This window comes from Leifsonia sp. YAF41 (assembly GCF_052113185.1).
In the GTDB taxonomy this organism is placed as follows: Bacteria; Actinomycetota; Actinomycetes; order Actinomycetales; family Microbacteriaceae; genus Cryobacterium.
This window is the reverse complement of record NZ_JBFRCS010000004.1, coordinates 126,336-148,662: the sequence shown is the minus strand read 5'-3', so window position 1 is coordinate 148,662 and position 22,327 is coordinate 126,336. Positions and strand designations below refer to the sequence as shown.

The 22,327-nt window shown below is 63.4% G+C and carries 17 protein-coding genes; 10 read left to right on the top strand and 7 right to left on the bottom strand.

Going from position 1 to position 22,327, the window contains the following annotated elements:
* The first annotated feature begins 87 nt into the window (after window positions 1-87).
* From ectB to AB4Y63_RS05545, 3 genes are all read left to right on the top strand, one after another.
* The gene (ectB, locus tag AB4Y63_RS05555; RefSeq protein WP_441790048.1) at window positions 88-1,353 is read left to right on the top strand and encodes a diaminobutyrate--2-oxoglutarate transaminase; all 1,266 of its coding nucleotides are present in this window, start codon (window positions 88-90) and stop codon (window positions 1,351-1,353) included.
* Window positions 1,354-1,712: 359 nt separating this feature from the next.
* Window positions 1,713-2,183, top strand: coding sequence for a MarR family winged helix-turn-helix transcriptional regulator (locus tag AB4Y63_RS05550; protein WP_441790047.1), 471 nt, complete (start codon window positions 1,713-1,715; stop codon window positions 2,181-2,183).
* The gene (locus AB4Y63_RS05545) at window positions 2,180-2,599 is read left to right on the top strand and encodes an organic hydroperoxide resistance protein (RefSeq protein ID WP_441790046.1); all 420 of its coding nucleotides are present in this window, start codon (window positions 2,180-2,182) and stop codon (window positions 2,597-2,599) included. The genes AB4Y63_RS05550 and AB4Y63_RS05545 overlap by 4 nt, the downstream gene beginning before the upstream one ends.
* 236 nt (window positions 2,600-2,835) lie before the next feature.
* On the opposite strand, the gene AB4Y63_RS05540 is transcribed toward AB4Y63_RS05545, so the two are convergent.
* Window positions 2,836-3,897, bottom strand: a complete 1,062-nt coding sequence (locus AB4Y63_RS05540) for an NYN domain-containing protein (RefSeq protein ID WP_441790045.1) — start codon at window positions 3,895-3,897, stop codon at window positions 2,836-2,838.
* A gap of 94 nt (window positions 3,898-3,991) precedes the next feature.
* On the opposite strand from AB4Y63_RS05540, the gene AB4Y63_RS05535 reads away from it, so the two are divergent.
* The 3 genes from AB4Y63_RS05535 (at window position 3,992) to AB4Y63_RS05525 (ending at window position 7,908) form a co-directional block, all read left to right on the top strand.
* Window positions 3,992-5,311, top strand: a complete 1,320-nt coding sequence (locus tag AB4Y63_RS05535; protein WP_441790044.1) for a GNAT family N-acetyltransferase — start codon at window positions 3,992-3,994, stop codon at window positions 5,309-5,311.
* Between the two features lie 489 nt (window positions 5,312-5,800).
* Window positions 5,801-6,400: an ArsR/SmtB family transcription factor gene (locus tag AB4Y63_RS05530; protein WP_441790043.1), complete on the top strand. Its 600-nt coding sequence runs from the start codon at window positions 5,801-5,803 to the stop codon at window positions 6,398-6,400.
* Window positions 6,397-7,908, top strand: a complete 1,512-nt coding sequence (locus tag AB4Y63_RS05525) for an MFS transporter (protein ID WP_441790042.1) — start codon at window positions 6,397-6,399, stop codon at window positions 7,906-7,908. Before AB4Y63_RS05530 ends, AB4Y63_RS05525 begins: the two co-directional genes overlap by 4 nt.
* Window positions 7,909-8,141: 233 nt before the next feature.
* Here AB4Y63_RS05525 and AB4Y63_RS05520 read toward each other — a convergent pair whose 3' ends face one another.
* Window positions 8,142-9,428 carry an HNH endonuclease family protein gene (locus tag AB4Y63_RS05520; RefSeq protein ID WP_441790041.1) on the bottom strand — a complete coding sequence of 429 codons (1,287 nt, stop codon included), beginning with the start codon at window positions 9,426-9,428 and terminating at the stop codon, window positions 8,142-8,144.
* A gap of 534 nt (window positions 9,429-9,962) precedes the next feature.
* Here AB4Y63_RS05520 and AB4Y63_RS05515 point away from each other — a divergent pair.
* The 4 genes from AB4Y63_RS05515 to AB4Y63_RS05500 all read left to right on the top strand — a co-directional run bounded on the left by AB4Y63_RS05515 (window position 9,963) and on the right by AB4Y63_RS05500 (window position 12,718).
* On the top strand, window positions 9,963-10,952 hold the full coding sequence (locus AB4Y63_RS05515) for a WD40/YVTN/BNR-like repeat-containing protein (protein ID WP_441790040.1): 990 nt from the start codon (window positions 9,963-9,965) through the stop codon (window positions 10,950-10,952).
* A 109-nt stretch (window positions 10,953-11,061) separates the two neighbouring features.
* On the top strand, window positions 11,062-11,382 hold the full coding sequence (locus AB4Y63_RS05510; protein WP_441790039.1) for a hypothetical protein: 321 nt from the start codon (window positions 11,062-11,064) through the stop codon (window positions 11,380-11,382).
* A 279-nt stretch (window positions 11,383-11,661) separates the two neighbouring features.
* A complete protein-coding gene (locus AB4Y63_RS05505; RefSeq protein WP_441790038.1) occupies window positions 11,662-11,790 on the top strand; it encodes a hypothetical protein in 129 nt (42 codons plus the stop codon).
* 103 nt (window positions 11,791-11,893) lie between these two features.
* Window positions 11,894-12,718, top strand: a complete 825-nt coding sequence (locus AB4Y63_RS05500) for a nuclease-related domain-containing protein (RefSeq protein WP_441790037.1) — start codon at window positions 11,894-11,896, stop codon at window positions 12,716-12,718.
* 670 nt (window positions 12,719-13,388) lie between these two features.
* Here the strand turns inward: AB4Y63_RS05500 and AB4Y63_RS05495 are convergent.
* From AB4Y63_RS05495 to AB4Y63_RS05475, 5 genes are all read right to left on the bottom strand, one after another.
* Window positions 13,389-14,729 (bottom strand): SMODS domain-containing nucleotidyltransferase, encoded by a 1,341-nt coding sequence (locus tag AB4Y63_RS05495; RefSeq protein ID WP_441790036.1) that lies wholly within the window; start codon window positions 14,727-14,729, stop codon window positions 13,389-13,391.
* A 57-nt stretch (window positions 14,730-14,786) separates the two neighbouring features.
* The gene (locus tag AB4Y63_RS05490; RefSeq protein WP_441790035.1) at window positions 14,787-15,593 is read right to left on the bottom strand and encodes a hypothetical protein; all 807 of its coding nucleotides are present in this window, start codon (window positions 15,591-15,593) and stop codon (window positions 14,787-14,789) included.
* Window positions 15,594-15,849: 256 nt separating this feature from the next.
* Window positions 15,850-18,987: a type I restriction endonuclease subunit R gene (locus AB4Y63_RS05485; RefSeq protein WP_441790034.1), complete on the bottom strand. Its 3,138-nt coding sequence runs from the start codon at window positions 18,985-18,987 to the stop codon at window positions 15,850-15,852.
* Window positions 18,987-20,297 (bottom strand): restriction endonuclease subunit S, encoded by a 1,311-nt coding sequence (locus AB4Y63_RS05480; protein WP_441790033.1) that lies wholly within the window; start codon window positions 20,295-20,297, stop codon window positions 18,987-18,989. Before AB4Y63_RS05480 ends, AB4Y63_RS05485 begins: the two co-directional genes overlap by 1 nt.
* Window positions 20,294-22,267, bottom strand: a complete 1,974-nt coding sequence (locus AB4Y63_RS05475) for a type I restriction-modification system subunit M (RefSeq protein WP_441790032.1) — start codon at window positions 22,265-22,267, stop codon at window positions 20,294-20,296. The genes AB4Y63_RS05480 and AB4Y63_RS05475 overlap by 4 nt, the downstream gene beginning before the upstream one ends.
* Window positions 22,268-22,327 lie beyond the last annotated feature (60 nt).

Sequence of the window (22,327 nt, the reverse complement as noted above, 5' to 3'; positions counted from 1 at the left end):
CGAGCGCACGAGTCGGCACCCCGACCAACGCTCGCCTCGCCGCATCCGAACTGCTGACGCGGTACACCGAAACCAGAAAGGGTAGCCATGAGCGACCTCGAGATTTTTGACCGCATCGAGTCGGAGGTGCGCGGATACATCCGCTCCTTCCCCGTTGTCTTCGATTCGGCCAGCGGCTCCACCCTTGTCACGAATGACGGCCGCGAGTATCTCGATTTCTTCGCCGGCGCCGGTGTGCTCAACTACGGTCACAACAACCCGCTCTTCACCCAGGCCCTCATCGAGTACCTGCAGCGCGACGGCATCATCCACGGACTCGACATGGCCACGAGCGCGAAGCGCGCCTTCCTCGAGACGTTCGAAGCCCGCATCCTGGCGCCCCGCGGCCTGGACTACAAGGTGCAGTTCACCGGCCCGACCGGCGCGAACGCCGTCGAGGCCGCACTCAAGGTGGCCCGCCAGGCGACCGGCCGCTCGAACGTCGTCGCCTTCACCAACGGTTTTCACGGACTGAGCCTCGGCGCCCTCGCCGCGACCGGCAACAAGAAGTACCGCGAGGCAGCCGGCGCCCCGCTCGACAACGTGACCCGTCTGCCCTACGACGGTTACCTGGGCGCGGATGTCGACACGCTCGATCTCTTCGAGAAGATGCTCGACGACTCGGGAAGCGGTCTTGACCTTCCGGCCGCGGTCATCGTCGAAGCGGTGCAGGGCGAGGGCGGCATCAACGTGGCGAGCTCCGCCTGGCTGCAGCGCCTGCGCGCCATCACGAGCGCGCGCGGAATCCTGCTGATCATTGACGACATCCAGGCCGGTGTCGGCCGCACCGGTGCATTCTTCAGCTTCGAAGAGTCGGGCATCGTTCCCGACATCGTCACCGTCTCGAAGTCGATCTCCGCCTCTGGCCTGCCGATGTCGCTCGTGCTGATGCGCCGCGAGGTCGACGTCTGGAAGCCCGGCGCCCACACCGGAACCTTCCGGGGCAACAACCTCGCCTTCGTCACGGCGCGCGTCGCCCTCGACGCCTACTGGGCCGACACGCTCTTCGTCGACGAGATCGCGGAGAAGTCCGAGCTGCTGCGGGTGGCCCTGTTCGAGATCGCCGCGGCGAACCCGACCTTCGGCTTTGACGTGCGCGGCCGCGGACTCATCTACGGAATCGCCTCGACCTCGCACCCCGACCTCGCCGGTCAGGTCGCCGCCGAGGCGTTCACACGCGGACTCGTCATCGAGACGTCGGGCGCCCGCGACGAGGTGCTCAAATTCCTGCCGGCGCTCACCATCACCGAGGCCGAGCTGCAGCGCGGCCTCACCATCGTGCGCGAGAGCCTGGCGGCGGTGCTCGCCGCGTAGCCCGCAGCCCAGCGTTCTTAACGCCTCCGCTCCCACCCTGGAGCGGAGGCGTTTTGCGTCGTAGTGAGACGTGGAAATTCCATGTCGGTGGTTGAGGAGCGCCCGACGGAGTCGGACGCGTCTCGAAACCCGGTGAGTCGACCTCGTGGCGCAACCGGCCGCATCCGTCAGCTGCCCCTCGGCCCCGCACGGTACCGAAATTAGGAGTGGAGGTGTGTCGCGTGATCCGTGCCCGCTGAATCACGCGGCAGCGGATGCGACACGCCGGGTGCGTTCCTGAATTCGGTACCCAGCGGCGCAGGCGGTTCCTGTCACGAAAGTAAATTGTGCACAACTCAATTGCGTGTTACCGTAATTGGATGTCGACCGTGAACCCACTGGCCCTGGATGCTCAGGTCTGCTTCGCCCTCTATTCGGGCAGCAAGACCGTCACCGGCGTCTACCGCGACCTGCTCGAGCCGCTCGGGCTGACGTATCCGCAGTACCTGGTCATGCTCGCGCTCTGGGAACAGGACGACGTCACGGTGTCCTGGCTGGGCGGTCGGCTCCGACTCGACAGCGGAACCCTGTCGCCCCTGCTGAAGCGCCTGGAAGCCTCAGGCCTCGTGGCACGTCAGCGCAGTCTCGACGACGAGCGCGTCGTCAGAATCGCACTGACCGAGGAAGGTGCCGCGCTTCGAGGCAGGGCCCTGACCGTACCGGCCGAACTCTTCTCTCGCCTCGGACTCGAAAACGCGGAGGCCGTCGAACTGCGACGTCTCCTCAACAAGATCTGCCTCGTCGGAACGGCTCGCTCCGAACCGACAAACAACAAGAAAGAAGCACGATGAACACGCTGTACACCGCAGAAGCTCTGGCGACCGGCGGCGGCCGCAACGGCCACGTCACCACGACCGACAACCGCATCGACCTCGAGCTTGCCGTTCCTCAGGCGATGGGCGGATCCGGCCTCGGGTCGAACCCCGAGCAGCTCTTCGCGGCGGGATATGCGGCCTGCTTCCACAGCGCGCTGCAGATGGCCGCGCGTGAGCGAAAGGTGTCGATCGACGGCTCCAGCGTCGGCGCACAGGTTCACTTCGGCCAGATCGAAGGCGGCTTCGGCCTCGCCGTGACGCTCGAGGTCGTTCTGCCCGACGTGCCGATGGATGTTGCGGCATCGCTCGCCGACCGGGCTCACGAAGTCTGCCCCTACTCCAACGCGACGCGTGGAAACATCACCGTCGACATTCTCGTTTCCGACGACTAGGCCCTCGCGGTCATGCCGCGGCAGCTCCTCGACCACGTCGTTGGTTGAGGAGCAGCCGACGGAGGAGGCCGCGTCTCGAAACCACGCGAGCCGAGCCGATCTCTGAACCTGGGTCGAGTCTGAGGATCGGCCGGCGGTGGTCTCGACAGGCTCGACCAACGAGGTGGGTGCGTTGAGACGTCGGCTCGCGAGGTCTCGAGACGCTCGCTAGCGCTCGCTCCTCGACCGCCGGCGAGCTACGCCCGCAACCTCAACATGATCGGACTCGCCGGCGTCTCCTGCTCCAGCTCGACGACGTTGTGGCGCGACTTCAAAAAGTCGGAGAACTGGCGGTATCCCAGCGCCTGTTCCTGGAATGACGGGTCCATCCGGCGCATCTGATTCTTGACCGCCGACGCGTGCTGCCATTCGAGGTCGTTCTTCGCCAGCAGTTCCATCGCCCGCAGCAGCAGCGCGGTCGCGGCTTTGCGCACCTTCGGGGTGGCGCGCTCCTCCTCGGCTTGGGAAGCGTCTTTGCCCGCACCGTTGTCCGGGTCGTTGTCGACGTCTTTGTCAGCCGAGCGCGACGCGGCGCGTGACTTCGCCGGTTCCGGCGCCGCGGCATCCGTGTTGGTGATCGGGGCCGAGCCGGTCACGGGCACGGGCGCGACGAACGCGACTTCGTGCACCGAACGGCTGCGGGTCGGGCTGCTGCCGCTGACCAGGCCGGCGCTTGCACTGCTCATGTTGATGCCCGGCATGGTGTCGTAGTCGGCGAACTCATCGCAGGCCGCGGCCAGCGAACTGCTCGTCGCGCCGGAGACGCCGATGCCGACGACATAGCGGCCGAGCCGTTTGCAACGCTGAGCGAGCGGAATGTAGTCGGAATCCCCGGCCACGATCACAATGTGGGTGAGGTCGTCGAGACGGAAGACGTCTTCGACCACGTCGACGGCCAGACGGATGTCCGCCCCATTTTTCAAGGATCTGACCGTCGGGAAGAGCTGCACCAGATCCACCGCGCGGTCGATGAGTTGCTGCTGGTAGTCCGCGTTCACCGCCGCGGACCAGTCGGCGTAGGCCCGGCTGATCACGATCGAGCCAAACGAGGAGGCGTACTCGAGGATCGCTCCGAGATCGATCGTCGCGGCTTTGATGCGGGCCGTGACCTGCGGGTCGGCATTCGCGTTCGACGCGTCGTGTTGGCGCACGCGGTCTTTCGCCCACGCGGTCCGCCCGTGCAACTGGCTGTAACGGGAGATGACGATGTTGTCGAAGTCGATGTAGACGCCAACTCGTTCGCGGGACGGCTCGGCCATATGGTGCACTCTCATTCTGGGGAGGCATCTGAGGCGCCGCCCCTGACGCCCAGTCTCGCGGGTCTGGCTGAGCGGGGCAAGCTAGCCTGAGAGCATGAGCTTCGCAGACGCGCCCATCGATGCCGACTCCTTCGCACGACTCGACGCCGGCGGGCTTCGGCTCGGCCTTGTCGACACCTCCGACCGGGACGCCTTCGCGGCCTGGGTGCAGGCGGAGATGCGTGGGTTCCACGCCGGCGCGCTGGCCGAGAAGTACATCGACGAACAACGGCAGCGCATCGCCTACCGTCGCACGACCGCCGTCTGGGACGACAGCACGACGGATGCCGCCACCCCCGTCGCCACCGTCAGTTCCTGGCCGACCCCGCTGACGCTGCCCGGCGACACGAGCGTTTCGGGCTGGGCGATCAGCTCGGTCACCGTCGCGCCCACCCACCAGCGCCGTGGCATCGCGCGAGCGCTCCTCGAGGCCGAGCTGCGCACCGCCGACAGCCTCGGCGTTCCGCTGGCGATCCTCACGGTGTCGGAGGCCACGATCTACTCGCGCTTCGGCTTCTCCCCGACCACGATGACGGCCGACCTCGAGATCGACACGCGCCGTGCCTCGTGGACGGGACCCGCCGCATCCGGTCGCGTGCAATTCATTTCATTGGAGCAGCTGAACGAGGTCGGTCGAGACGTCGCCGAGCGGGCCCGGCGCGCCGTGCCCGGCGAGATCGAACTCGACGACCACCTGTGGGGGCGGCTGATCGGGTTGCTCGGTGACGAGAAGGGCGAGTCCAAAAACCTGCGCGCGGTGATCTACCACGACGCGGACGGGCAGCCCCAGGGCTTCGCGCTCTACCGGCTCAAAGGTGATCCCGCCGACTTTTCGTCGCATACGGCGACGGTGGAGCACCTGCGCACGGTGACGGATGACGCCTACGCAGGACTCTGGCGCTACCTGCTCGAGTTGCCGCTGGTGGCGACGGTGTCGGCGCCGTTGCGCACGGTCGATGAGCCGCTCGTCTGGCAGGTCAGCGATCCGCGGGCCGTGCGTGCCGTGCGCCGCCGGGACCACCTCTGGGCGCGCATCCTCGACGTCACCGCGGCGCTCGAAGCCCGTCGCTACGCCGCACCCGGCCGTATCGCGCTCGACATTTCGGATCCGCTCGGGTTCGCCCACGGCCGCGTGCTCGTCTCGATCGACGACTCGGGAACGGCCACGGTGTCGCCGCTCGACGGTTCGGCTCCGGCTGACGCGGCGTCGCTCGCGCTGAGCGTGAACGAGCTCGGCGCGCTGTATCTCGGAGGCGTCTCGGCGCGCACGCTCGTGCGGGCCGGCCGGATCACTGAGCTGCGTGCGGGTTCGGCGGATGCGGTGGACGCCGCGTTCCACTCGCCCGTGACGCCGTGGTTGAGTAGCTGGTTCTAGGCGCGCCCATCGAGACCGGTCGACCTTCCCGTTGGTTTAGGAGTGAGCGCCAGCGATCGTCTCGAAACCCCGCGAGCCGGCCTCCGGACGTAACCCGAGTTCAAGGATTGGCTCGCGTGGTTTCGAGACGCGTCCGACTCCGTCGGGCGCTCCTCAACCAGCGAGAAAAAGGCCGCCACCACGGTGGTGGACCCTGCCGAGACCCCGCGACCTTGCCCCGCGACCTTTCCCGTCTGAGCCACCCGAACCATCGGTCTTGCAAAGCTGCCTGTCGCGAAGAACCGCAAGTTCTGGCAGGTTGTCACCGTAGGCCGCACAAATCGTGCGGCATTCGCTGACACTTGCGGTTTTCGCGGACACCCGACGCGTCCTGCAGTGCGGTCGCGCAGCATCCGTCGCCAGACCATCGCAATATCTGAAAGACTCTTGCAGATCTCCCCGACCCTGGCTACAGTCTGAAAGACGCTTTCAGATCGCGAGGAGTGACGCATGAACGAGCAGCCCACACCCCAGCAGCCCACACCCGAGCACCGCCCGAACCTCACCGACCCAGCGGTGCTCGATGCCCTCGCGCATCCGGTGCGGCTCGACGTGCTCGGCTACCTGATGTCGGTCGGGGCGGCGACCGCCTCGGAATGCGCCCGGGCCGTCGGCGACACTCCCTCGAATTGCAGCTACCACCTCCGCGTGCTCGCGAGTCATGGACTCGTCGCGGCCGAAGAGTCGACCGACGGCCGCACGAGGCCGTGGCGCGCGACGATCACCGGGTTCACCAATGAGTTTCCCGAGGGTTCCGGCGAACAGCCCGGCCTGGACGCCATGCTCGAGGCATCCCTGCAGCTCGACTACCAGCTGGCTCGCGAGCACGTGAGAACGCGGGCGACCGTGCCCGAGGCGTGGCGCGACGTCGAGGCGCACGCGACCTACGGACTCCAGGTGACGCCCGACGAGCTCCGCACCATCGTCGAGCAGATCGACGCGGTGATCCGACCGTTCCTGGCCGCGACCCGCACCGACGCCCCGGACGACGCCGGCCACGCGCACCTGTCGCTGACGGCGTTCCCACGACCGCAGTTCAGCCGGCCATGACGGATGCAGCGGCAGGCGGCGGCCCCACCTCCGTCGGCCCCACCTCCGGCGGCCCCGCCTCCGGCGGCCCCGCCTCCGGCGGCTCCGCATCGGACGGCGACACACTGTCGGGTGGCTCGAAGGTCGGCGGAAGCTCCGTGTCAGATGGCTTGTCATGGCCCGGTGACGGGACCTCGGCAGACCGCTCGACGGCCGGCAGTCTCAGCCCAGCAAGCTCTGTGTCCGGTAATGGAGATGGGCCGTCGAACTTGATGTCCTCCAGCTCGACATCCTCCAACGCGACGACCCCGCCCAGCGGCCCGCCCCGCGGCGCCTCCGCCTTCGCGATCGCCCCGTTCCGCCGCCTCTGGACGGCCGGCCTCATCTCGGATGCGGGGGACTGGCTCCTCTTCATCGCACTCCCGCTCGTCGTGCTGCAACTCAGCGGTTCGGCTCTGGCGACGTCGCTTGCGTTCCTACTGGAACTCGTCCCGGCGGTCCTGCTCGCCCCGTTCGTCGCGCGGCTCGTCGACCGGTTCGACCGCAAGGCGCTCATGTGCACCGTCAACGTGGGGCAGGCGCTCTCGCTGATCCCGCTGATGTTCGTGCGCACCGAGGCCGATCTGCCGCTCGTCTACCTCGTCATCGTGCTGCAGGCCATGTTCAGCGCCGCCTTCGAACCGGCCAAGAATGCGCTGCTGCCCGATCTGGTCGGTTCCGATCGCATCGTCTCGGCCAACGCACTCGTCGGACTCAATCAGAACCTCGGCCGACTCGTCGGCGGCCCCCTCGGCGGCGTGCTGCTCGCCATCGGCGACCTCGGCCTGGTCGTCGCCGTCGACTTCGTGAGCTACCTGGCGTCGGCCGTGCTCGTCGCGACGCTTCCGCGTTCCCGGCCGCAGGCATCCGGTGCGGCGAAGAAGAAATCCAGCATCACTCGGGTGCTCAGAGACCCCCGGCTGCGCGGCGCGTTCGTGGTGTGCTTCACCGCCTCGATCGCGCAAGGCCTCTTCGTGGTGCTCTTCGTCTTCTTCGTCACAGAGACGCTGGGCGGGTCGGATGCGGATGTCGGGCTGCTGCGGGGCGTGCAGGCGGTCGGGGCGATCGCGGCCGGTTTGCTGCTCGGATTCGTCGCGGCGAAGGCCGACATGCGGCAGCTGAGCGTAATGGGCGTGGCGGCGTTTGCGCTCATTTCGCTGGTGACCTGGAATCTGCCCTTCATCACGAATGAGCTCTGGCTCTATGTCGTGCTGTTCGCGATCGTCGGTGCGCCCGGGGTGTTCATGGGGGCCGGGCTGGTCAGCATCCTGCAGCTCGGCAGCGACGATGGCGAGCGGGGGAGCGTCTTCGCGGCGCTGGGCCTCGTCATGGCGATTGGGCAGGCGATCGGGATGCTGGCGGCCGGGATGCTGCAGTCGGGGCTCGGTACCGTGCCGCTACTGGAGATCCAGGGCGCGGTCTATCTGGTGACGGCGATCCTCGCTGCCGTACTCCTGCCGCGGAGTGCGCAGAGGGCGGCCGTCGCCTAGATGCACTCGTTTGGTGTCTGCTCATCTCGTTGATCGAGGAGCGCCCGACGAAGTCGGACGTGTCTCGAGATCTCGCGAGCCGACCCTTGAACTCTGGTTGCGTCTGAACGTCAGCTCACGAGGTCTCGAGAAACGGGCTCGCTTCGCTCGCTCGCCCTCGACCAACGAGATGGTCGGCCTCACCCCAGTGGCGCGCACTGACGATCAGCTGAAACGGATGCCGGCTGCGACCGCTACGCGTTCCAGTGGTACTTACCGTTCGCGTCGGCACCCTTGCTGCCGCAGGTGTAGGTGCGGCCGTTGTCGGCGACTCCGGTCTCGCCGGGAGTGGAGCAGAACGAACCGGGGTGCACATTGTCCGCGGGCGCGGGTGCTGGCGCCGGCGCAGGCGCAGGCGCCGGAGCGGGAGCGGGCTCGACCGGAGCAGGAACCGGAACCGGCGCGACGACCGGAGCGGGAGCGGCCGGAGCAGGCTCAGGAACCGCAACCGGTACCGGAGCCACAGCCTGCCCACCGCACGCACCCAGCACCCGCACCATCGCATCATGCTCGGCCGGTGCAACCCACAGTCCATACGCGGCCTTGACCTCAATCTGCCGCGCCACATACGCACAACGGAACGACTTCGACGGCGGCAACCAGGTCGCCGCATCGCCGGCTCCCTTGGCCGAGTTCGTCGGACCGTCGACCGCGAGCAGGTTGCGCGGCTCGTTGGCGAGAGCTTCGCGCTTCTCCTGCGTGAGCTGCTGCGCCCCAGTGATCCAGGCATTCTGCAGGGCCACGACATGGTCGATCTGCACCTTTGTCGACGTGGCGTTGCCGCGCACAAACATGATCTGGGTGCCGGTGTAAGGATCGGTGAGGGTCCCGGTKAGCACGCGGCACCGCCCGGACTTCGCAATCTCGGTGAGGTCGCGCGCGAGGATGTCGTTGCGGGTGTCGCATCCGTTGCGGTCGACGTCGAGCCAGGCGGAGCCGAACATCCCCTCGCGGTCGTAGCCGGTCTTCGGCGCCTTGCCCTTGACCGGCAGGGTGGCGAGTTGGGCGAGTGCGGCGGACGACTCGGTGGCAGATGCGGCGGAGGCTGCGGACGCCGTCGCGACCGGGGGACTGGACGGAGTCGGAGTCGCACCAGCGGCTGGCGTCGGCGCCGGCGCCGGGGTCGCGGATCCGCTGGCCGTCGAGGCTCCGAGCGCGTTGGACTCGGCACGGTCGGTGTCCGGTGCCAGGGCACCGCCGATGCCCGTCGAAACAAGGCCGGCGACGAGCACTGCGGCGGCGAACTTGCGTGAGGGTAGACGCGCCCAGGATGCCCGCCCGGTGACGAGCACGTAGGCGGCGGTCACAAGGGTGATGAGGCCGCCCATCATCAGGACCCCGGGGTATCCGCTCGTCGACACTCCGATAATGAGCAGGAGGAGGGCGATGGCCCCGACGATCCAGCCGCTGCGCGGCGCACGCGATTTGCGAGGCGAAGGGCTGCGAGGCTGAGCGGAAGCGGGCTGGGTGGGGTGGGGCATGGAACTCCTGGTGGCGAACGGCACGAAGTTTCGACCGTATCCCGAGGCACGGGCGAGTCGGCGGTCATCGGCGCGTGTCGTTCGGGGCAGTGGGCCTTCCAATGCGTCGTGACCCACCAGTAGACGATGGCGGCCGCAGCAAGTGGGGCACGATGATGCGGTTCTTCGCCGGCCCGACGCTGCTCGTGACCGAACTGGGCCATCTGCTGCTGCTGACGGGCGGGCTCTTACCGGCTCCGCAACCACGCCGCCGGGTCCAACGAACTACTCCGCGTGACAACGGGCACAAACTTCCGCTAATCTAACCCCGCGACCCGGGGAACTTGCGACGAGCATAGTGAATAGTCGATTACATTTTCTCGCCGGCGCGTGTGCTGAGCGAGCCCGTTCCCGGAGGAAAGTAAGAGCGATGAACCGTGTTTCTGCGAACTTCGACCGTATTTGCGGGCCTCTCCCGGGAACATCCGAGGATATGGTGTGGCAGCCGGTGCTCGTCCATAACCATGAGGACGTGGTGAGTGGTGGAGAGCTAGCGTGACCCGCACACAATCACCCGCTTATCAATGGGAGTTTGTCGACACTGGGCACTCCACGCATTTTCGCGGACTCGCTGTAGTTGACCGGGAGATCGTCTGGCTAGCGGGTTACGACGGCGTCATCCTTCGTACGATCGATGGCGGGCGCAACTGGGACAATGTGTCACCACAGGGCGCGGAACAACTGCAGTTCCGTGCGATTGCGGCTTTCGACACGCACGCTGCTCTTGCGATGACGGCCGGGATCGGCGCAGACTCACGCATCTACCGGACAGAAGATGGTGGAAACACGTGGCTCGAAGTTATGCGGGGCACAGAGCCCGACAGCTATTTCAACAGTTTGCGGTTTTCGGACCGTAACAATGGGCTGCTCCTTGGAGACCCGATTGACGGGCGATTCTTGGTCCTTCGAACAACTGACGGTGGCCGGAACTGGCATAAAGTGGTTGCCGACTCGATGCCGCAAGCACTTCCGGGGGAAGGGGCATTCGCCGCGAGCGGCGGCTGCCTTGCGGTGCGGAATAACTCCGCTTGGTTCGGGACCGGTGGTGCTGAACGTGCCCGGGTTTTTGGTTCGGCCGATCATGGGCAGACATGGACGGTTTCTGAGACCGTGATGGGTTCACGGGAGATGGCTGGAATCTTTGGACTCACCTTCACTGGCGAGGGGCGTGGTTTTGCCGTCGGAGGGAACTACCTCAACCCAGGTCTACCTCACATGACGACGATGATGACGACAGAATCGGGCAACACGAAATGGGAAGCAACAGGCGGGCCCGTTTCGCGCGGATTTCGCTCAGCGGTTGCGGTCTTCCCTCACCGGCCAAACACCGTCGTGACCGTCGGGATGGGCGGAAGCGACATCAGCTACGATCATGGGGCGCAGTGGTTGCCCTTGAATGAAGGTTTTGACTCTGTCGAATGCGCCGAAGATGGCAGCTGCTGGGCGTCAGGTGAGAACGGCCGGGTCGCGATTCTCGCGAGTTGACGATGCGTCCCCAAGGAGATCGGCATTTCTTGTGGGGGAGAGGTTCGCCGTTGACCTTGGGTGCGCCCTCCTGCCCCTTCGGAACTGGTCGCGGTGAATCATCCAGCGTGTGTTTAGGCAGCTCGCTGCAGCAGCTTCCGCGGATGCAGCGGGAGCCGGCGTTGCGATTAAGGCAATACCCACGCTGACGACCGCCGACTTCATCGAACGCATCACGCTCAAGCTGCCCGAGTACGGCGGCCCGACCGAGTACCTCGACCACCTGGCCCTGCTCGACCGCTGCCTGCTAGACCGGTCACTTTCGGCACATGAGACCAGCGCTCTGGTTGGGCTGGCGGAGGACCTCGGACTCGACCGCAACACCTGCATCGCCCTGCACCTCGAGTATTTCGAGTCGCCGGCACGGGTGGCCTGGCCGATGGGGTCCTGACCGCCGACGAGATCGCCGACCCGGCTACCATCGACAGAATTCTTGATCCTCCCGCGAGAGCGCTGACGGATGCCCTCCAACAGCCGAGCGCGTCGAGGCACGCCACGCACACAGCCAGTGGTGGCCACGCCGAGCACACCACCGGTGAGGCGGCCGCCCTCGGCATCCCGCGTTTCGCCCTTGAAGTCGGCGACCGGATCGTGCTGACCGGGGAGACGTCGTGTGGGCGCGACGACTGGCACAGCGAGTTGACTGCGCGGATTCTTGGTCGCTCCGGCCGTGACCAAGAAGGTCAAACTCGTCGTGGCTGCCGATCTGGATTCTCTGTCGGGAAAGGCACGCAAGGCGCGCGACTACGGGATTCCGGTGGTCAGTGAGCAAGGTCAGGTGCAGTTGCTCGTAGCGTAGATCGCTGAGCATGGCCGGCGTTTGCAGCTGGTCGGGGCCCGTACTGGGGCTACGACCCGTGTCGCCCCGCCCACTAGATTCAACCCAGGGGACAGGGGGACCAATGACCATCGAACTACCACGCATGCGGCAACAATTCGCCGCGCAGGCCGTGGTCGAGGAGCTGCTGCGGCATCAAAGTGAGACGCCGCAGCGCACCGCATTCGGACGCTTCTTCGGTTACTCCCCGCTCGGCGACGACAGCGCCAGCTGGTATCTGGGTGCCCAGGGCGAGATTGTCGTCGGCGCCATCCTGGACGCGATGCCGCCGGACTGGGCGGTCTTCCACGCCCTCCCTGTTGGCACGAAGGGTGCTGACATTGACCACCTGGTCATCGGCCCGGGCGGCATCTTCACCATCAATACCAAGCACCACAACGGCAAGGCCGTCTGGGTCGCYGGGCGCACGCTGATGGTGTCTGGGCAGAAGCAGCAATACATCCGCAACGCCGAATTCGAAGCAAAGCGGGTCTCCAAAATGCTGACCGAGCGGATGCCGCAGCTTGCGCCCGCGCAGCCGGTGCTTGCGTTGGTAAACCCCAAGTCACTGTCGATCAAGAAGCAGCCCGAGAACGTGAAGGTGCTCACCGCTGGCGGCCTGTGGCGCTGGCTGCTGGCGCGCCCCACCGTGATGAGTGCCGACGAGGTGCACGAGCTCGCCGCCGTCTTCGACGACCCCGGCACCTGGGCAATGGCGGCTCTGCCTCCGACCGAGAATGCTCTCGAGCATTTCAAGGCGCTCGAGCTCGAAGTTCGCTCCGCGCGTGTGCGACGCACTCTCTGGAAGTTGCTCGGTCTCGCTGCCGTGACGGTAGCGGCGATGCTTCTTGGCCCGCCCCTGATCACCGCGCTGTTTGATACGTATGCAGCTGCGGTCGTGCATCAATGACCTACGACATGTGCGGCGCCCGCCGGAGCCGACGACCTCAATCGACTAACGCCCACAGTTGCGCGATGCCTATGTGATGCCAATCGAGCGCATCAAGGCGGAGGGAAATGTCTTGGCCCGCCTATCGAGTCATCGGACCGCCCAGAACGGCACCTTCGACGTAGGGCGGGTGCTGGGGCGCTGGTAGGAGAAGTCCAGCCGTGTGCTCCCACCGAAGTGACTCGAAAGGGGCAGAAACAGTGAGAGTGAGGAGAACTGATGACCAACCCCAGTAAACGGGAACTCCTGGGACAGGATCCACGACCTCACCATCGACTTCAGCCCTCAACTCGCCGATGGTGAAGCTCATCGCCGCGACCGGGGAGGTCGTCGCTCGGAATGCCTCGCCTGAGGAGATAGCTCTGATGCGAAATGCGTTCGTCGATAGAGTGACGACGAGGCGGAAGGCGGCCGTCAAACCTTGCGAAATCGGCGACTAGGAGATCAGGTGATCGTTCGCGGGCCAGCGGGAGTAATCGCTGCATTCAACTAACGAATCGAGTCCCTCTGCGGGAGCCCATCGGAAATGGGCCGCAACTATCGCCGAAGAGGTGCCTCGAATACGCCGTAATGGTTGGCGACTGAGCGTAGATGTCACCGCTGCTCGGCTGAGTATGTCCGGCCCTCGAGATCAGATGACAATGACATCCTGGCGACTTTTCGCGACGCATACTCCGCCTTTGACGATCATCGCTTCGACATAGTGACGGCCGATGTACAAGGTCGTCTCAGCCCACCGGCGCGTTCCGGAATCTTTGTGGATATCGCCTCGCAGCGAGCCAGCGTTCTCGGCTTCCTCGCCATAATTTCGAATCTTCCAGTACAGGTCATATGGCTCAGGGATGTTTGAGTTTTCAATCTTGAACTTCAAACTTCGGTGCTTCCCCACCCGGTTACCGCGCTGCGGCAGAGAGCCATCGCGAAAACCCTTCCGAGCGACGACCCAGCCGACAGTCCTAAAACGGTAGGCAGAGTCGAGCGCTTCCGGGAGATTGAAATCGCGATCAAGGAAACGCTCGGATGCCGGCACCACCGACTTCGAAGGAGTGGCCGACGCAAGTACAACGGTCTCAGCAGCCCTGCCAAAATCGTCCCCGAAAAGATTGCGCCAGATTTTCGCTGCCTCGCTGTCGTCGGGCTCGTCGCACGCCTTACCAATCGTTTCGGCATACGACGTGAACCTGGTCCGGAAGGTCCGGTAGTTGTCGTCCTGCCAGCGGTCAGCGAGATTCCGACTGGTGCCTGGGTCTGCGATGAACGGAGCGCTGTTCGGGTAGCTGGCAAGTTGAACGACCAGCGCGTCTGAGAGCGTTCGCAGCGTGTTGGCCACGTTTTTGTAAGCATCTGGGTTGAAGACCTTCACGTTCTCGCTGACGTGCCAGGCCAGCGCGGCGGTCAGCGTTACCGATGGAATTGCGTAGCGGGTCTTGTGATCACGCAAGTATTTTAGAAGCCGGACAACCTTGACCAGGTTCCCATTCGTGATCCGGTTCTTTCCTTCCAGCCATTCCGTGAAATCGTCCGGGGCGGCAACTTCGAACATGCCTGTGCTTCTGTTAGTGACAAAGGTGGAGCCATCCCGGCTCACAAACGGGACTACGTCAACGTGAAAGTCACCCGCGTAGTCGATCGTCACGCAGCGCTTGTTGCGCGAGCGCATTGTCTTGTACGTAGTACTGCGCCCAAAGGCCTCGTACAATTTCTGGACGTAATCGCTGGCCGCCCAACCGTCGACCTCGTGCATCGGAACCAGGACATCTGCGTCGAACTCTTTGCTACCAACCGGCTTGATGATGGTTCCGTGGGCAAAAGAGCCCTGCGGGATCAACTCCGTTACATGTTCACCCAGCACTTCATCGCTCGTCAGATGATTCTCAATGGCAGTCACGCGCTGAGAGAGTAAATTCAATCTGGTCTGATTCAAATTGACCTTGTCTGCAAGAAAGGCCTTGAAATCACTCGACTGGCTCACTAGTTGTTCCCCTTAGAAAGTTCAATTAGTTCTGTAGCGAAGCAAGGCACGGTGCCCTCAAGCACCGGCATCAATTGTCCACTCAGCTGTTTGGGCTATCTGGGTGGTCTGGGCGACTGAGCCATTCGCGGCCCCCAAACGACGAATTTGGTCCTCAGTAGCCCACAGAATCCGAGCATCCGAACTTTTCTTCAGCTGCCGTAGTTGTTCAAGTTGCTCGGAGGTTGGGATAATTTCCAAGATGTCAGCGATCAACAGTTCTTGGCTCTTCGCCTGTGGGCTGTATCTCATCGGACGATAGATTCGTTCGATTCGGTCGTACTTTATGAATCGGAAGACCTTCGGGGAAAGAAGGCCAGTAGCGACGAGTTCTTCATAGAACTCACGCCAGCCGTCGGTCTCCCGCCCACGTTCTGACTCAAACCACCGAACGAACGCAACCAGGTTCTTGCCCGGAATGCGCACGCGCAAGTCACCCTCACTCACGGTGTCTGGGAGCAACAGATCATCACCTAAGATCTTCATGCTTTTGCGATCGCCCGAGGACGACACATGCGCTTTGTAGACACCCCCGACTGGTTGGTACTGGTCGAACCGCTTCCCCTTTACGAGCAGGTATTCGCCATCAACGTGAATGCGATACAAGTATGACGCGGAGATACGGACGCGGGTTCGCCAAGTCCTGACCGAGTAACAAATGATCTTCAGCAATTGAGAATGGACAATCAGAGTGTCCAGTAAAGGTATTGCGAAGCCAATCGCGAGACCACTCGACAAAGTGAAGGCCACACCGCCTGGGTCCGAATTTGCCATCGCAACTATCGAAACCAGGAGCCCAATGAGATAGACCACCAGACGAGTCACCGCAAAACTCCTTGAGCTTGGTTGTTGGGGGCTGACATCGCGGTGAAAATGCGTAGCAATTCCGGGAGCCGCGACGGTCGCGTCTGGTCGAGGCGGAAGCCGATTCCCTCCGTTCCTCTTTTCGACCCCCCGGGCAGATCATGATCGAACCTGAGGTCAGACTTGGGCTGCGATGCCGCGCTCATTTGCCGCGTCCGCGACTTCAAATTTCGACCGTCGCCTCGAGACAGCCAACCGTCGTCAGATCGGACCATCCTCACGATCCCGTAGTCGCGACCACACGCGATTTCTCGTACAACCCCATCGCGATCAGCACGTTCACGAGCGGCGCGAGGTCGCCCATCTGAAGCAATGCCTTGATACCGGCGTTGTGTCCGATTCCGGACGCGTAGATGGCCTCTTCAAGTTCCGCCGAGATTGTCGGGGAAGAGTTGAAGTCGACCGAGGAGTTCGCCATCGCCTCGGCCTGGATCGACTCGTTCTCGACAATGTGACGGAAGACCGTCTCGGTGACGCTGACCGCGTCGACCTCGTCGATGCCCGTGCCGGTGAAGAGCGTGTTGATTTTGTCGATGACCTCCTGTAGCAGCCCGTACTTGGTCTCGTGCGGGGTACCCGAGCCGGCGGCCGTGATTCCGGACAGTTCCCCCGGTGTGCCGGACGTGAGTCCGAATGAGGCGGCTTCCAGTTTCCGTAGTCGGTAGTGGGTGAGCACGATGTCGTCGGCGTTGATCGTGGGAGCGAAAGCCTCCTCACGTTCGATCACGCGGCGGTAGACCCGCAGGAAGATCGCCCACTTCTCGATGTCAGTGTTGCCGTAGTCGAGAATCTGCGAGAAGAAATCGTAAGCGCGCACGAACGCGTTCACAGTGCCGCGGAACTCCTCGAGCCGGCCGAGCTCCAGCTCGTCTTCAGTCTCCGTAGCGTCGTTCCAGCGCACCCAAAAGCGGTCGCGAGACGTTGCAACGTGCGAGTACAGCTGGTTGTGGCTGGTTTTGTTCAGCCAAGCGTCGACGACACCGTCAATGTCATGCGGGTCGACGATACCGATTGAGCTGAGCTTGCCGAGCATGTCGTGGATGACGTTCGGATCTGACTCGGTCTGGAGAACTGCGTCCTCATAGTAGGTCTGGAAGGCCGCGAGAATCTCAGCAGGGTCATTGACGAAGTCAATGATGTATGTGTTCTCCTTGCCGGGGATAACACGATTCAACCGCGAAAGCGTCTGCACTGCCGTGATACCGGAAAGCTTCTTATCGACATACATGCCTACGAGCAGGGGCTGGTCAAAGCCGGTCTGGAACTTGTTCGCGACGATCATCACCTGGAACTCGTCACCTTTGAAAGCGTCCTCGAGCCTGCGACCCTTCAGCCCCGGGTTCATGTTCGACTCGGTGAATTCTTCTGGGCCCGACTCCGTATCGGCGACGGCACCGGAAAAGGCGACCAGCGCGCCGAGCTGCCCCTGGAGCTTGTTATCGACGAGGTACTTGTCGATCGCGAGCTTGTAGCGCACAGCTTCCTTGCGCGAGCCAGTAACGACCATGGCTTTCGCCCGCCCGCCGAGTTCACTACGCACGTTTGCACGGAAGTGCTCGACGATCACGGTGACCTTCTGGGCAATGTTGTATGGGTGCAGGCGCACCCACCGCATCGCCTCCGAGTTCGCCTTCGACACGTCGACCTCAACATCCGTCTCGCCGGCCTGCGCAATGGTGAACGCCAGGTCGTAGGACAGGTAGTTCTTCAGTACGTCCAGGATGAAGCCCTCCTCGATCGCCTGCTTCATCGAGTACAGATCGAACTCCCGCTTGACCCCGTTCGCATCTGCCCGGCCGAAGAGATCAACGGTCTTTCCTTTCGGCGTCGCCGTGAATGCAAAGAACGAGATCGTGCCGATGCCAACCTTGCGCGCCATGAGGTCTGCAAGTACGTCTTCGGTGTCGAAGTCGGCTGCTTCCGCAAGCTCGTCCGTGATCATGTCACTCGTAGCGTCGGAAGACATTGTGCCGACCGAAGCCAACGACGTTGCGCCCGCCTTGCCGGCCGTCAGCAGCTGCCTGAGCGATGCCGCCGCTTCGCCCGACTGCGAGGAATGCGCCTCGTCAGCGATAACGGCGTAGCGCCGACCCCGCAGGCCTTCGTTCGCCTCGATCACGCTCAGCGAGTGCGGGAACGTCTGGAGGGTCACGCCGATGATCTGCGTACGCGCAAGAAGTGCCTCGGCGAGCTGCTTCGACTTGGAGTCTTCGGCACCCTTGGTGATCGGCTGGAACACACCGGGCGTGGTTTCGAGCTGCTCGACCGCGCGCTGTAGCTGCCCATCGAGAACCTGGCGATCGCTGACGACAATGACACCGTCAAACACTTTCTGCTCATCCGGGCCGTGCAGCGACGCGAGCCTGTGTGCGGTCCATGCGATCGAGTCGGTCTTGCCCGAGCCAGCCGAGTGCTGGATCAGGTAGGTGTTTCCGACGCCCTCGTCGAGGACGGCACGTTCAAGCTTTGTGACGGCCCTCCACTGGTGATAACGCGGAAAACGCAGGGAACGGTCGTAGCTCTTCTTGCCGTCGATAGGATCGCGCTTCTCGTCGAACCGATAGTGAAGAAAGCGACCGAGCAGGTCGAGCCAAGCGTCGCGGCCGAGGGTTTCGGTCCAGAAGAAGGCGGTGGGGCTGGTGCCATGGATCGGGTCGTTGCCAGCACCGTTGCCCTTGCCACGGTTGAAGGGCAGGAAACGAGTGTTTGCCCCGTCGAGCTTGGTGGTCATGTAGACGAGCTCGTTCGAGACAACGAAATGCACGAGCGCACCGCGCCCGAACTCGAGCAGCGGTTCGCCCGTCGGCACACGATCGTGCGCGTACTGCTTGAGCCCGGCCTGTGCACTCTGGGTGAGATCGGTCTTGAGCTCGATCGAAGCGGCGGGAAGACCGTTGACGAAGAGGACGAGGTCGATGCGGTTGGCGTTCTTCGACGAGTATTCGACCTGCCGCATCACGCGTAGTCTGTTGGCGGCGTACCGCTCACCGAGCTTAGGATTCAGCATGGTCGCTGGCCGCGCCTGGAATAGCGAGTATCTAGCATTCCCCTGACCAATCGGCTTTTTCAGCACGTTAAGCGTGCCTCCACCGTTCATGGGGTCRGTGCTTTGGGCCTGCGCGATGCGGTCAAGCAGCTGTGTCCGCGCCTTGTCTTGTAGGGCAACGGATGACTCGGGCTTCACGATCTTCGCGAGCTCACCACCCTGCGTCTCGGCGAGCCAAGCAAAAATATCGGCGGGGAAGAGTGCCCGCGCCTTGTCGTATCCGTCATCGTTGGGCGAGTACTCCCACCCGTTGGCGGCCAGATGCTCAACGAACTCGTCCTCGAACGCCCCCTCATGCTGAATGCCCACTACTCCACCCCTCCGTGGTTGCGTACATCGATCTTGCCCGTCACTGCCGCGGAAATGAGCGCGGCACGGCGCTCCCGCGACAATTTGACTGCTTCGTGAGCATCGGCAGTCGCCGCGTCAATTCTTGCCACCTCCGATGCGACTAAGTCGGAAATTTCCCTCTGCTCAACAAGAGGGGGCACTGGCAGATACATCTCCCGCAAATGCTGCGGTCCATAATGCTGAATTGTCGAGCCAGTCTTGAGACGATCAATCTGATTTACATACATGGCCGATTGCAGGCACAAACGTAGGAAATCACGCGTCAGAAGCCGGGTCGGATTCATTCTTATGATCCCGGTGTACGGAACGGCCCCGGCTACTTCACGGCCGGCTTCTGAAACAGTGCCCATGCTCGCACTTGCGCTGATGAGCAGGTCTCCCTCCCGAATCTGAAAGTGCTGCCATCGTGCGCGAACCATTTCGGGTTCGAGATGATTTGCGCCGTTCAATGACGCAAAGCGCGCACGAACCCCGCTGACCCGAATCAACGGGATGCCCTCGTCGCGGAAATCCACCGCGCCAATTCCTGGGCCCTCTTGAAAGTTCGCCGCAAACCTCAATGGAGTGAGTCTCCAACCCGCCGGTATCTCGCCCCACCATTCGACGCCAGTGTCTTTCATCGGAGCGGATGCGTCGAGACCCCTGGTGACGGCGTGGGAGATCGTAGCGGCGCGGCGTTCATTCAGCAGGGCGATCAGCTCCTCCTGATCCGCGATGAACGCATCGATCTCCGCAGTCTCCCGATCGAGGAATTCCACGATTGCCTGCTGAATAGCTGGCGGTGGTCCGGGCAGTTCCAGTTGTTTTGCGGTTGCCCATCGAAAGTCAGTCGAACGTTCGCGGATTCCTCTTGCCAGCGCCTCGATGTACCCAGTCCTCGCGAGATGCCTCAGAAGATACGCGAAGTAGTACGAAGACGCTTCTCCGATTGGAGCGCAGACCGAGTACACCGGAGTGGACTTCCCTTCGGAATCCGAGACACCAATCGCACCGGCAAACGCATCCATCTGGTGGATAACGAGATCGCCCGGACGCACCCCTTGATAGCCAATCTCTTTGTCGGCTTCGGTAAATCCATCCAACCGCCGATTGCTCCTAAGAGTCACTTGTCCGTCGCGAAACGCAGTGACAGTGTTGTCTACCTTGCGTACCGCGCGATGCTGAAGCTGAAAGAACTGATTCAGTTTGGCGATCGACCAATCGATTGGGACTGAATCGAGCCACTGAAGTCCACTGTCCTTGTACCCCGGATAGGGCTTCAGGCTCACGCGCGCACCTGCTCGAGGCGAGCGCGAATGCGTCCGAGGACGGCGTCGAGGTCGCGGTCGATGTCTTCGAGAGGGCGTGGGGGCACGTACTCGTAGAAGTGCCGCGTGAATGAAATCTCGCAGCCGTCCTTCGTCTTTGACTCGTTGATCCACGCGTCGGTGGCGAAAGGGGCGACCTCGCGGGCGAAGTACTCGTGGATGTCTTCGTTCCACGGCACGTTCTCGGTATCGCGCAGCGAGGAGTCGACCTCGGGCTTCCCATTGCCGTCGGTGACAACCGGGGCGGTGTCGTCGCGCTCGCTCAGTGCGGCGATGAACGCCTTGAGCTGTGCCGTAGTGAGTGTAACGCCGGCGCCAGTAAGGAAGGCCTTTACTTGCTTGGTGAATGCCGGCAGGTCGGTTGCGGACTCTCGACACGCGACCTCGCCTCGCTCGGTCACTACTCGATCAGCGAGGGCGTTCCAGTCGAGGTCGATCTTGGCCAGTGACTTCACGTCGCGGGCACTGGCCAGCCGCTCGGGGGTGAGCGCCCAGTTCAGGCGGAGTGGGCGCTCCACTGTGATGGTGCGGTAGAAGAACGCCTCCCGGTCGAAGATCTTCGAGGTCTTCGACTTCTCGAACGCGCCGTAGCGGCGAACGATCTCGGCGATGTCGGCGGCGCCCAGCTTGTTGCGTTTGGAGCCGAGACCCTTCTTCATCCTCTTGAACAGCTTCGTGCCGTCGATGAGCTGTACCTTACCCTTGCGCTCGGGGCTCTTCGCCGCGGAGAGAATCCAAACGTAGGTGGCGATGCCGGTGTTGTAGAACATGTCGGACGGCAGGGCGACGATCGCCTCGAGCAGGTCACGGTCGAGGATCCATTTGCGGATGTTCGACTCACCCGACCCCGCTCCTCCGGTGAAGAGCGGCGAGCCGTTCAACACGATGCCGGCGCGTCCACCGGCGCCCGCCGCATCCGCAGGCCGCATCTTCGAGACGAGGTGCATGAGGAAGAGCATCGACCCGTCCGAGACGCGCGGCAGGCCCGGCCCGAAGCGCCCCGCAAATCCGCGGCGGTCGTGCTCCTCGGCGACGTCTTTCTGCTGCTTTCTCCAATCGACGCCGAACGGCGGGTTCGAGAGGCCGTAGTTGAAGGTCTTGCCCTCGTGACCATCGTTGCGCAGCGTGTCGCCGAAGACGATCGCGTCGACCGACTGGCCTTTCACCGTCATGTCTGCCTTGCAGATCGCATAGGACTGCGGGTTGATCTCCTGCCCGGCCAGGGTGAGGGTTGCCGTGGGGTTCATGGCCCGGATGTGGTCTTCGGCCACGCTCAGCATGCCGCCAGTTCCCGCCGTCGGGTCGTAGATGGAACGGGCGATGTGCGGGGTCGCGAGCGCTTCGGCATCCGGCGCAAGAAGCAGGTCGACCATGAGCTCAATCACGTCACGCGGGGTGAAGTGCTCACCGGCCGTCTCGTTCGAGGCTTCGGCGAACTTGCGGATGAGCTCCTCGAAGATGTGGCCCATCTCCTCGTTCGGCACAACGGCCGGGCTGAGGTCGACCTTGGCGAAATCCTGCGTCACGAGGAAGAGGAGACCGTGCTCCTCGAGCTCGGCGATACGGTCGTCGATCTTGTACTTCACGAAGATGTCGCGCACGTTCTCACTGAAGCCGTTGATGTACTCGAGAAGGCTGTCTGCCAGGTTGTCGGCATCGCCCAGTGTCGCGTTCAGGTCGAAGCGGGACTCGTTCCAGAAGCTGTAGCTGTGGCCGGCCTTGCTCTTGAGCAGCGCGGCTCGCACCGGCATCCCCTGCTCCTTCGCTTCGGTCACTGCCAAATACACGGCTTTCTTCGTAGGTGCGAGCACGGCGTCGAGTCGCCGCAGCACAGTGAATGGAAGGATGATGTCGCCGTACTGGTGTGCTTTGAAGCTACCGCGGAGGATGTCCGCGATCGACCAAATGAAGGTCGCGTGGTTGTTACTCAATGTGGGCCTTTCGGGCTAGTTCTGAAGATAGAGGTTTTCGGCGACGGGGAGTCGCGAAGT

Bases quoted from the DNA above. Each gene is read 5' to 3' on its own strand.
- ectB (WP_441790048.1), top strand. From the start codon at position 88: ATGAGCGACCTCGAGATTTTTGACCGCATCGAGTCGGAGGTGCGCGGA.
- AB4Y63_RS05550 (WP_441790047.1), top strand. From the start codon at position 1,713: ATGTCGACCGTGAACCCACTGGCCCTGGATGCTCAGGTCTGCTTCGCC.
- AB4Y63_RS05545 (WP_441790046.1), top strand. From the start codon at position 2,180: ATGAACACGCTGTACACCGCAGAAGCTCTGGCGACCGGCGGCGGCCGC.
- AB4Y63_RS05540 (WP_441790045.1), bottom strand. From the start codon at position 3,897: ATGGCCGAGCCGTCCCGCGAACGAGTTGGCGTCTACATCGACTTCGAC.
- AB4Y63_RS05535 (WP_441790044.1), top strand. From the start codon at position 3,992: ATGAGCTTCGCAGACGCGCCCATCGATGCCGACTCCTTCGCACGACTC.
- AB4Y63_RS05530 (WP_441790043.1), top strand. From the start codon at position 5,801: ATGAACGAGCAGCCCACACCCCAGCAGCCCACACCCGAGCACCGCCCG.
- AB4Y63_RS05525 (WP_441790042.1), top strand. From the start codon at position 6,397: ATGACGGATGCAGCGGCAGGCGGCGGCCCCACCTCCGTCGGCCCCACC.